Source organism: Bradyrhizobium sp. WYCCWR15520 (assembly GCF_056174665.1).
Genome location: NZ_JBWBWM010000012.1, coordinates 216,467 through 226,710, shown reverse-complemented (window position 1 = coordinate 226,710; position 10,244 = coordinate 216,467). Strand labels below are relative to the sequence as shown.

10 protein-coding genes and 1 pseudogene are annotated in these 10,244 nt (G+C 64.2%); 6 read left to right on the top strand and 5 right to left on the bottom strand.

Translation table 11 applies throughout. From position 1 onward, the window contains the following. Positions 1-103: pseudogene (locus tag AC0QUY_RS16060) on the top strand (IS110 family transposase); the annotation flags it as partial. A gap of 83 nt (positions 104-186) precedes the next feature. On the opposite strand, the gene AC0QUY_RS16055 reads toward AC0QUY_RS16060, so the two are convergent. Together AC0QUY_RS16055 and AC0QUY_RS16050 are read right to left on the bottom strand one after the other, a co-directional pair. Then, complete coding sequence (locus AC0QUY_RS16055; RefSeq protein WP_475387534.1) at positions 187-918, bottom strand: thermonuclease family protein; 732 nt, start codon at positions 916-918, stop codon at positions 187-189. Positions 919-1,106: 188 nt separating this feature from the next. Continuing rightward, positions 1,107-2,837 (bottom strand): hypothetical protein, encoded by a 1,731-nt coding sequence (locus AC0QUY_RS16050; RefSeq protein WP_475387533.1) that lies wholly within the window; start codon positions 2,835-2,837, stop codon positions 1,107-1,109. A gap of 376 nt (positions 2,838-3,213) precedes the next feature. Here AC0QUY_RS16050 and AC0QUY_RS16045 point away from each other — a divergent pair, with 376 nt between their 5' ends. Further along, positions 3,214-4,053: a caspase family protein gene (locus AC0QUY_RS16045; protein ID WP_161850721.1), complete on the top strand. Its 840-nt coding sequence runs from the start codon at positions 3,214-3,216 to the stop codon at positions 4,051-4,053. A 56-nt stretch (positions 4,054-4,109) separates the two neighbouring features. Beyond that, on the top strand, positions 4,110-4,352 hold the full coding sequence (locus tag AC0QUY_RS16040; RefSeq protein WP_475387532.1) for an outer membrane protein: 243 nt from the start codon (positions 4,110-4,112) through the stop codon (positions 4,350-4,352). A gap of 141 nt (positions 4,353-4,493) precedes the next feature. On the opposite strand, the gene AC0QUY_RS16035 is transcribed toward AC0QUY_RS16040, so the two are convergent. The 3 genes from AC0QUY_RS16035 to AC0QUY_RS16025 all read right to left on the bottom strand — a co-directional run bounded on the left by AC0QUY_RS16035 (position 4,494) and on the right by AC0QUY_RS16025 (position 7,270). Further along, the gene (locus AC0QUY_RS16035) at positions 4,494-5,390 is read right to left on the bottom strand and encodes an efflux RND transporter periplasmic adaptor subunit (RefSeq protein WP_475387531.1); all 897 of its coding nucleotides are present in this window, start codon (positions 5,388-5,390) and stop codon (positions 4,494-4,496) included. Positions 5,391-5,461: 71 nt separating this feature from the next. After that, entirely contained in the window at positions 5,462-6,331 is an 870-nt protein-coding gene (locus AC0QUY_RS16030; RefSeq protein WP_475387530.1) for an alpha/beta fold hydrolase, read from the bottom strand. 81 nt (positions 6,332-6,412) lie between these two features. Further along, complete coding sequence (locus AC0QUY_RS16025) at positions 6,413-7,270, bottom strand: class I SAM-dependent methyltransferase (RefSeq protein ID WP_475387529.1); 858 nt, start codon at positions 7,268-7,270, stop codon at positions 6,413-6,415. 232 nt (positions 7,271-7,502) lie between these two features. Here AC0QUY_RS16025 and AC0QUY_RS16020 point away from each other — a divergent pair, with 232 nt between their 5' ends. From AC0QUY_RS16020 to AC0QUY_RS16010, 3 genes are all read left to right on the top strand, one after another. After that, the gene (locus tag AC0QUY_RS16020; RefSeq protein WP_161850717.1) at positions 7,503-9,077 is read left to right on the top strand and encodes a winged helix-turn-helix domain-containing tetratricopeptide repeat protein; all 1,575 of its coding nucleotides are present in this window, start codon (positions 7,503-7,505) and stop codon (positions 9,075-9,077) included. Positions 9,078-9,274: 197 nt separating this feature from the next. Beyond that, the gene (locus tag AC0QUY_RS16015) at positions 9,275-9,502 is read left to right on the top strand and encodes a tautomerase family protein (protein ID WP_161850716.1); all 228 of its coding nucleotides are present in this window, start codon (positions 9,275-9,277) and stop codon (positions 9,500-9,502) included. A gap of 201 nt (positions 9,503-9,703) precedes the next feature. Beyond that, positions 9,704-9,970, top strand: coding sequence for a DUF1127 domain-containing protein (locus AC0QUY_RS16010; RefSeq protein ID WP_475387528.1), 267 nt, complete (start codon positions 9,704-9,706; stop codon positions 9,968-9,970). The last annotated feature ends 274 nt before the right edge of the window (positions 9,971-10,244 follow it).

Genomic DNA, 10,244 nt, shown 5'->3' with positions numbered 1-10,244 from the left:
CAAGGAGAAAATGGTCGTTCGCATTGCCCTTGCCCGCAAGCTCCTCGTCAGGCTCAACGCAAAAGCTCGCGACGCGCGAACCGCGTATGCCAATGCAACTTGACAAACCAGATAGTCGCTCACCCGGATCACATCTGTCGATGTGATCCGACCTCTCCCCGCAAGCGGGGCGAGGTAAGAAAAAAACTACCGCCGCGTCTCGCGACAGCCGGCGGCTTCGGCCTCCTCAACCGAGCAGAACCAGCGCGTGCCCTTTGAAATCTTCATCTCGATCTTCGCATACCAGCGGCTGGTCGGCTGATGATAGATACATTCGCCGGAGCGGTTGACGTTGCCCTTGATGGTGCAGTCCGGCGATGGCGCGACCGGGCCGGATGCCGATGCCAGCAGGACCGCCCTGGCATTTTCCGGCGGTGTGACGGCGCCGAGAATGGTGGTCTTCTTGTTGCGGATGCGCCAATCCCACGGCGCGATGAACGCGCCTTGCCACATCCCGACCTTGGCTTCGCGCGCGGCCTTTTCGTCCGCCTCGTAATCGCGCGAGATCCGCGTCAGCGCCAGCGCCCAGCCGTTCGACACCAGCCATTTCTGGATGTCCTCGCCGTCCGCCTGGCAGCGCGCCACGATGCGGCCGCGGCGATCGACCGCGCCCCTGGTCTGGCAGGTCCAGCTCTTGTTGCCGAAGTGTTTTGTCAGCTCGTCGCGCGCGGCGGCGCCGCAGGTCCAGCGCTCGGCCTTGGTATTGAGGCAGAGCTGATCGACGGCCGGCGCGTCGATGCCGCCGAGACGGATGCGGTGGTTGCCGATCTGGAGCTGATCGCCTTCACGGATTTTCGGAACGCCGGTGATGTCGGCCGCGTGGGAGACGGCAGGGAGCGAGAGCAGCACGATGGCAGCAAGCAACGTCCGTAGTTTCATCGGCAATCCCGGCAAAGCAATGATGCGGATTGTGCGGACAATGGGGCCAGCTTGCCAGTGCAGGGACGTCGCATCGCTTTCAACTTCCCGTCATCGGAATCGTAGGGTGGGTTAGCGGAGCGTAACCCACCGAAACTTGCACCGCGCCTGAGGTGGTGGGCTACGGCTTCGCCTAACCCACCCTACGACTACGACTTCTTCGCCATCGCCCTTTTCGCCAGCGCCAGGCCCATCAGCACGAACGCTGACGTCACTTCCGGGCCGCCGACCAGGATCCGCGTCGGCGTCTTCATCTTGTTCCATTCATAGGCGCGGTACGGCCCATGTCGGCCGCCTTCGCCGAACTGGGCAACGATGCAGTTGAGCGCCGGCGCAAACGTCGAGACGTCGGCGCCGAGATGCGCCAGCGCCATCAGCGCCAGCGCGGCGTCGAACGGGTTCATCTCGCGCGCGATCAGCTCAGTCTCGACATAGTCGAGCACCTTGCCCCGGATAAATTCGAACGCGCCGTTCGGATCGATCGCCCGCCGCGCGGCCTCGGGCAATGCCATGAACGCGGCATGGCAGCGGCCGAAATAGGCGGAGTACAATTCCGGCAGGTAATAGATGTGCGAGCGCGGCTCGGCGAAGGCGCCGCTTTCGGCGAGCCGCCGCTGGAAGCCGAGGATGCGATGCACGGTCTCCAGCCGCTGCGGCGTCTCCAGGATCTTCCAGCGCTTGAGATTGCGAAAAGAGACTTCGAGAATGTCGAGATTGAGCGTGGGATCGAGGTCGTTGCCGTAGGGGCGCTCGCCCTTGATATTGTCGATCCAGGTGACGACGCCGCCCTCGTAATCGATATTGTCGTTGAGGGGCACGGTGACGCGCGGCTCGTTGGCGCCCTCGCGCACCTGGTAGCCGCGGTAGAAGTCCAGGAGCGGCTGGTCGAGGATCGGATCGGTCGAGCCGGCCTGCGTCGCTGCCGAGAACGAGCACGCGGTAGTGTCGCAATCCGGCACGTAGATGCCGAAGCCCAAGTCCTGCTTGATCTGGGCGAAGAAGCGCGAGAAGCGCGGATGCGGCAATGGCGCCAGCGCGGTGATCACCCGCACCGTCGAGCCGTCATGCGAGGGCACTTCCTCGGCCGAGGTCTTCAGGCAGAAATCCACCATCTCGTCGATGGCGCGCTTTGAGGCCGCGGTCTCTTCCGCCGACGCCAGCCCGGTCTCGAGGTAGCTCAGCAGCGCTTCGGTGAAGAAGGCGTCATAATAGGCCGAGCGATGGCGGATCTGCACCGGTTCCCACATCGGCTCGGCGATCCCCCTCCAGGGCGGGTTGATCAGCGCGCGCGCCGGCGAATGCGCGATGAAGATGCGGGCGAGGCTGAACAGCAGCGTCGAGTTCTTGTAGCCGCGCGAATTCAACCCCGTCAGCGCCATCAGCATTTCGCGCCCGCCCATGTCAGGGTCGCCGATCAGGTTGAAGGCGGCATAGGTCGGGATGAAGCCGTTCTTGGCGAACGAGCGCAGCAAATGCGCGCCGCAGCGGCGGATCACCCGGTCGATCTCGCCGGCGTCGGGCATCTGCGCCGGCGCCTTCAGGTGGGGCGGGGACGGGTGGCGGACGTCGATGTCGGCCATCAGCTCGGCGATCGGCTGCCCAACCGCGGCCCAGTCCGGCTCGGCATCGTCGCGGGCCCGGACCAGCGCCTCGCGCAGCGCGCCGAGCCGTTTTTCGTCCCGCAAGGCCGGATGCCCGGTCCGCCGTAGCAGCGGCCGCAGCGCCGGGTTGCCGAGCGCGGTACGATAGAACTTCCCCAGATGCGGGTCGCCGCCGCGGTATTTCAGCAGCACGGGATCGCAGACGTCGTAGAGCGACGGGCCGTCTTTCCGCGCGGTCAGCGCCCGAAATGCGGCGCCGGCGATGGTGTGAAAACCCATGCAGTTTCTTTCCGCCGGAACGGTGAAGGGAGGGCCGCGTTGAGCATGGCAAATAGCTTAACGCGGCCACCGCCGGCCGGATCGGGCCTGCAAGCCCTTGAAAACTATACAAATCCGCAGAAAACACAAACGGTGATGTAGGTCACATAGGAAATCTTAACCTTTATCCATAGTCTGTCGCGGGCGGCTCCATGCATCAAATGAGGTTGTTCGGGAGGGGCTGACAGGCTAAAAGCCGGGTTGTTGCGGTGCCGCAAATTGAGCGCAATTGGACGGCACACACCTTGCAACCCCTTCAAACCTGAATGCTGCTCACGCGACTAACTGGCGCGTCTTGCTTGGCGCCTTCAGACAGAAACTTGGGAATGGTAACGCGATGAACCTCGGTCAGCTCCACATTTCCCGCCGCAGCGTCACCATTGCCGTGGCGTTCGTCGGCCTGGTGTCGCTGGCGATCGGCGCCCATGCCGCGCTGAACAAGCGTTCGCTCGACGTTGCCAAGGCGATCGGCACCGAGCAGACCGGCTCGATCGGCACCACCGGCAACCGCGTCGCGCTGGTGATCGGCAACGGCCATTATCCGGATGCGTCAGCGCCGTTGTCCCAGCCCATCAACGACGCTCGCGGCCTCACGGCTGCGCTGCGTGCCAAGGGTTTCGACGTCGACGTGGTCGAGGACGCCACCAAGGACGACATGGCCCGCGCCGTCGCCCGCCTGAAAGACAAGATCAAGCCGGACACCGTGGCGATGCTGTTCTTCGGCGGCTACGGCGTCCAGGTCGGCCGCGAGAGCTTTATGATCCCGGTCGATGCCGCGATCTGGAAGGAAGGCGACGTTCGCCGCGACGGCGTCAGCATCGAGCAGGTGCTTGATACGATGACCGAGAAGGGCGCCAAGGCCAAGCTCGTCGTCGTCGACGCCTCGCGCCGCAACCCCTATGAGCGCCGCTTCCGCTCCTACTCGCATGGCCTCGCGCCGATCTCGGCGCCGGAGAACGCGCTGATCCTGACCTCGGCCACGCCGGGCAAGGTCGCCGACGACGGCAAGGGCCAGTACAGCGTGCTGGTGACCGAGCTGCTCAACAATCTGAATTCGCAGTCCGGCGCGGCCAGCGCCTTCAACAAGACCCGCATCTCCGTCTCCCGCGCCTCCGACGGCGAGCAGGTGCCGCAGGTTTCCTCGTCCCTGCTGGAAGACGTCCGCATCGGCGGGTAACGGCGCCGTCGCGCCCGTCTCCGTCCCCGACGTCCCTGCTTTCGCAGCGGCGACGGATGGAGTGGCGCCCCGGCGCCGAATATGCCTTCGCGCCGAACTGGTCAGTCAAGGCCGAATACGATTACATCAGGATGTTCGCGCAGCAGGTCCAGTTCAACGGGATCGCTTCGGGCGGGGGGGTCGGCGCCGGCACCCAGCTCAACGCGACGGCCAGCAAGATCAACCAGGACTTGCACCTCGTGAAGTTCGGCGTGAACTACCACTTCACCCCGCAGCCGCTCGTCGCCGCGCACTACTGAGCGGGGGGCATCATCTCATTGCGAAACGAGCTGCTGCCGCAAAGCAGGTGCTCTCCCTCTCCTTCCTGCGAGCCCGCAAGCGGGAGAGGGAGCGCACCGGCGTTCGCCGGCTCTACTGAGAGCAATCGATTATCGACCCGCCTACTTCGCGTCCGCGCTCGCCGTCACTGCCCGCACCGGATCGCCCTCGCGCAAGAGCGCGCCGGCGCGCGCCACCACGATGTCGCCTTCCTGCAGGCCCGAGGTGATCTCGACCTGGCCGGCCGCCATCAGCCCGGTTTCCACCCGCCGCGTTTCGACGCGGGCGCGCCGTACCACCTGCACCACGGTGCCGGCGCTGCCGTAGAGGATCGCGGTCAGCGGCACCGCGACGCCGCAGCTCTGCCCGGTCTTGATTTGCGCGCGGCCGGATGAATTGACCAGCAGGCGGCGGTTGGTGGTGACGCCGACGAACACCTGCGCGAGCTGGCTGTTCGGCTCCACCGTGGTCGACAGCCGCCGCACCTTGCCGTCGACCTCGCCGGCGCCGATCACCTTGATCCGCGCGGTCTGGTTCACCTGCAGCTTCTGGATATCGCGCGTCGGCACCATGCCGACCAGGTCGAACTCGCCGCGCGCGATGATCGAGAACAGCGCATCGCCCTTGCCGGAGGCCATCGCGCCAACCGACGCGGTGGACGCCGAGATCACGCCCGCCACCGGCGCCTGCACCGAGATCGACCCGCCCTCCGGCGGGCTCAGCTTCGCCATCACCTGGCCCGCGCTGACGCTGTCGCCCGCATCCACCATCACCTCGGTCACCTTCAGCCCCATCCGCTCGGGCCGCACTTGCGTCTCCTCGCGCGGAATGATGGTGCCGGAGACCTCGACGATATTGGCGAAACAGGATTTCGCGGCCTTGAGCACGGTGACGGCGGCGCCTTTCGGGGCGGCGTCCTCGTCGGCGGCGAGCAGGGGGGTGGTGGAAAGACAGATCATGCCCGCGGTAATCAGGGCAGTGAGTTTCGGTGCAAGGTCGCGCGCGGCAAAGGCGGGCATCGGCAATTCCCTCTCAAATTCAGGGTGTTGGAATATCAGAAAGCGCGCCTCGCAGCCAAGCGCCAAGAATGTCACCCTTCCGCCAGGCTGGCAGCCTCCGCCGGCGCCCCCTCGAGCGCCAGCGGAACGCCAGCCAGTTCATCCGCGCGAGCGATGTGCCGCACGATCGCGGGATTGACTGATGACACATGGGTGAGCGGGAGCATATGGCCGGCGGCCGATAAATGCCGGACCTCGGCGCCATCAATGATCGCACCGAGCCGCTGCACGATGCGTTGGGTGAGGTAGGGCGACAGCCCGCCTGAAAACAGCAGCGTCGGAACGCGAAGCGAGGCCGCCGCGACCGCGACGTTTTCTTCGGCGAACGCTGCCTTGAAATCGAAAGCGAGCTTGTGGGCGCGCTCGACCATGCGAAGGCGCGCGCCGGCCGGCAGCGGGTCCTGAGGACCGGAGCCGTTCCAGAACGCGGTGAACATGTCGATCGCCTCGAGCACCGATCCGTTCCAGAGGTCTTCGGAAACGTCACGCGCGACCTGCGCGAAACGCGCGTGCAACCGCCGGTCCGCATCGCTCTCGCACAGCAGCGTCGGCAGAACCGGTTCTATCAGCGTCAGGCTTCGCACCCGATGCGCGAACGGGGAACGGGTCGCGATCTTGAACGCAATCGCGCCGCCGTAGGAATGGCCGACGAGATGGATGGGCCCCTTCGCGTCGTTGAGCGTGCCGCTTAAGGCTCGGACTTCTTCCGCGAGCGTCAGGGGCAGATCCAGGGCGCATCCATTGGCGCCATAGCCCGAGATATCGGGGGCGAAAAATGAATGACTGCGCCCGAGTTCATCGGCGAGCGCCTTCCACTGGCGGCCCGAGCCGAGCGAGCAATGCAGAGCCACGACGCAAGGCTTGTCGCGCTCCGCGCGCGAAATCTGAATTACATTCGTCATCGGAATAATCCTGATTTGTAGATGGGACGTCACCAGCGGGGCCATGCGAAGGACCCCGCTTGAATCACCGGAGCGGACGTTTCAGCGCTTGGTGATGACCACCTCTAGATATTCGCTGGGCACGACCATCGTGCCGTCGCTGGATCTGTTCATGCGAACGATCAGGGCATTCAGATCGTCATGCAGCTCTTCCTGTTTTGCCGGCTCGAGGGCTGCAAAGGCTTTCAGCACCGGGCCGTAATACGTCTTGAACACGTCGAGGAAGTGTGCCGGCGAGCGATAGCGGAACTTGAACAGGCGCGATTCCGCCCTGATCGCGCGCGCATCAGTGTCGAACATTTCGGTCAGCCGCGCGCGCGTTCCCCACAGCGCCGGCGATTTGGCGCCGGCGGGGGGCGGCAGATATTTGCCAAGCGTCTTGAAGACCTGTCCGATAAAGCCTTCCGGCGTCCAGTTCGCCAGGCCGATCTGGCCCTTGGGCTTGCAGACCCGCATCAGTTCGGCGGCCGCGCGGTCCTGGTTCGGCGTGAACATGACGCCGAAGGTGGAGAGCACCGTGTCAAAACTGTTGTCGTCGAACGGCAGGTTTTCCGCGTCTGCCTCTTTGAATTCGATTTGCATGCCTTCCGCGGCAGCGCGCGCCTGGCCGCGCTCCAGCAGTGCCGGCACGTAATCGGTCGAAGTGACGTCGCACCACCGCCGCGCCGCGGCGAGGCTCGCCATGCCATTGCCGGCGGCGACATCGAGCACCTTTGAGCCGGCCTTGAGATCGAGCGCCTCGCAGAGTTCTTCGCCGACGATCTGCAGCGTCGAGCCGACAATGGCGTAATTGCCTGACGACCATGCGGCCTGTTGACGCGTCTTGAGGGCGGCAAGGTCGGGGGCGGGGGCAGAATCGGTCTGGGTTTGGGTCGCTGCGATCGCGGTTTGGGCGGCCATCGGTGTCTCCTTATCTGGATCATGCGGCCACGAAAGCGGGCCGCATGAACCGAACATGGCCCTGTCAGGACCTAAAGACTGTGATGCCGGGCTGATTTTGCCTTGAGAGGATCCTGATTTTTCAGTGAGATTTCTTCTTCTGTGAGATTTCTCACACATTCCTGAAAGTAAATTCGCTCTACCCTCGCTTGCGGGACGAAGTGATCTAGGATGATTTAACCGGGATGAAGCCGTGCAATTTCATTTTTCAAACCATGTGCTTGATGTCGATCTTCGCGAGCTGACCCGCGGCGGCGAGAGCGTGGCGGTCGAGCCGCAGGTGTTCGATCTCCTGGTTCACCTGATCGAAAACCGCGACCACGTCGTCACCAAGGACGATCTGATCGAGACGGTGTGGGATGGCCGCATCGTCTCCGAATCCACGTTGACGAGCCGGATCAACGCCGCGCGCAGGGCGATCGGCGACAGCGGCAAGGATCAAATCATGATCCGCACGCTTCCGCGAAAAGGCTTTCGCTTCGTCGGCGACGTGCAGCCGCAGCCCGGCGCTGGTGAAGTGCACGCGGGTTCGCCCCAGCTCGACCTCACCGGCGAGCCGCTGCACCCGCCACATCAGGCGTTTGACCGAACCGCGATTGCGGTGTTGCCGTTTGCCAATCTCAGCGGCGAGCCGGGGCAGGAATATTTTTCCGAAGGCATCAGCGAGGACATCATCACCGCGCTGTCGAAGCTGCGCTGGTTTTACGTGATCGCGCGGAACTCCTCGTTCATCTACAAGCAGAAATCCGTCCACCACCGGCAGATCGGCGAGGAACTCGGTGTCGGCTACGTCGTCGAAGGCAGCGTGCGCAAGGATGGCGACCACGTCCGCATCACGGCCCAGTTGGTCGACGTGGCAACCGGCAGTCACCTCTGGGCGGAGCGCTACGACCGCAATCTCGCCGACGTTTTCGCCGTGCAGGATGAAATCACCCAGGCCGTCGTGGCGGCGATCGAGCCGCAGCTCTACGCCGCCGAGGATTTTAGGGCCCGGCGCAAGACGCCTGACAATATGGATGCGTGGGACCTGGTGATGCGGGCGCTGTCGCATTACTGGCGCGTGACGAGGCAGGACAATCTGGTCGCGCAGGCGCTTTTGGAAAAGGCGATCGCTGTCGATCCCGCTTACGGCCAGGCGCTCAGCCTGCTTGCGGCCTGCCATACATTCAGCGCCCATATGGGCTGGCAGGAATTGCCCAAGGTCATTCCGGTCGCGGAACGCGCGGCGTTGGCGGCGATCCGGGCCGACAGTGAGGACGCGTGGGCGCACTATGCGCTCGCCAGCGTCTATCTGTTCCAGGGACGTTTTGATGATTGCATCGCCGAATTCGAACTGGCACTGCGGCTCAACCCCAATTTCTCGCCCGCTCGCGGCATTTACGGCGTTGCGCTTTCCTATCGCGGGCGCTGGGAGGAGGGCGATCGTGCCGCGCGCGAGGCACTGAAATTCTCGCCCCGTGATCCCTTTGCCGCGATCTATTGCGGCGTCGCCGCCTATTGCCAGTATGTCGGCAAGAATTACGCGGAGGCGATTCGGCTGTCGCGCGAAGCGCTGCGGCAGCGCGCCGACTTTGTCGGCGCCCACCGCGTGCTGACCGCTGCCCTCGGCATGGCCGGCGGCACTGACGCCGCCAAGGCTGCGCTCGAGGGCCTCCGCCGCGCCCAGCCCAACATCTCGCTCGCCTGGCTGACGACCGGATTGCCGTTCGAGCACGAGGCGGACAAGGCGCATTACCTGGAAGGGTTTCGGCGCGCGGGCTTGCGATAATTGAGGTCTGCAATAGCTGCGCGGCGATATCTCAAGCGGATATGGACGGTAAATCACAGCTGTCTAAAAGTCTTCGCCGACTGTCACGGGCATGTTGACGCTGCCCTCGCTTCCGCGAGGTCCAGAGCGTTTTCGAGCGAAGTGGATACCGGTTCGCGTGAAGAAAACGCGTCAAAAGTAAGAGCAGGAAGAACGACATGCCATTGATAGAGGTTCACGTCATCGAGAACGTGTTCAATGCCGAGCAGAAGCGCCAGATGATCAGCAAGCTCACGGACGCCATGGTGTCGATCGAAGGCGAGAACATGCGCGGCGTCACCTGGGTCAAGATTTCCGAAGTCGCGAGCGGCGATTGGGGCATCGGCGGTCAGCCGGTGACCACGGAAGCCGTCAAGGATCTCGCGGCCGGCCGAAAGGTGGCCTGACGCGCTGCGCCTTGCGTCGCCGGCGGGCTGGCCCTGCCGGCGTTGCGGTGCATCGCTTGCTTATTTGGATCCATCACGCAGCCGTGTCCGGTGCTCGTTGCCGCGCCGAAGCCTGCTGACACCATGCTGGCAGCAGGCCTTCGATAGAGAGGGGGCCGGCAAGATCGCCGGGTTCCGGCTACTCTTTGAAAGAAAATTGCCATGACGATGCTGAGCACCATTCCGACCTCCGCCACCAGGCCATTTGCTTGGAGACCTGCGCTTTGGCCGGCGCACCTGCGCCGTCTCATCAACCGCTTCATTGCGTCGGTGATCGCGCGCCACGAGCGCCACGCCGCGCGCGTAGCCCTGCACAGGCTCGACGATCGCGAGCTCAAGGATTTCGGCATATGCCGCGCGCAGATCGACAGCAACCTTGAAGACCTGGCGCAGACCCGCGCGCGAATGCAGCAGCCGGGGTGGCATTGAGGGATGGGGCGACGGAACGTTCGTAGGATTCGTAGGGCGGGCAAAGCCAACGGGTCGCGCGAATGCGCGCCCGATGACAGGCTCCGCATGCCCACCATCTTCTCCCACGTTCATAGCTTGGTGGGCACGCTTGCGCTTTGCCCATCCTATGGCAGCTAATTTCTTCAGTTGCTTCAGCGCGCCTTGCGATAGGAAAAAGTCCGATCTGGGTTTTTGCAAGCCAGCGTCGAGAGCTGATGCAGCCTGGCATCACGCCGGCAGTCGCCGGCTACTT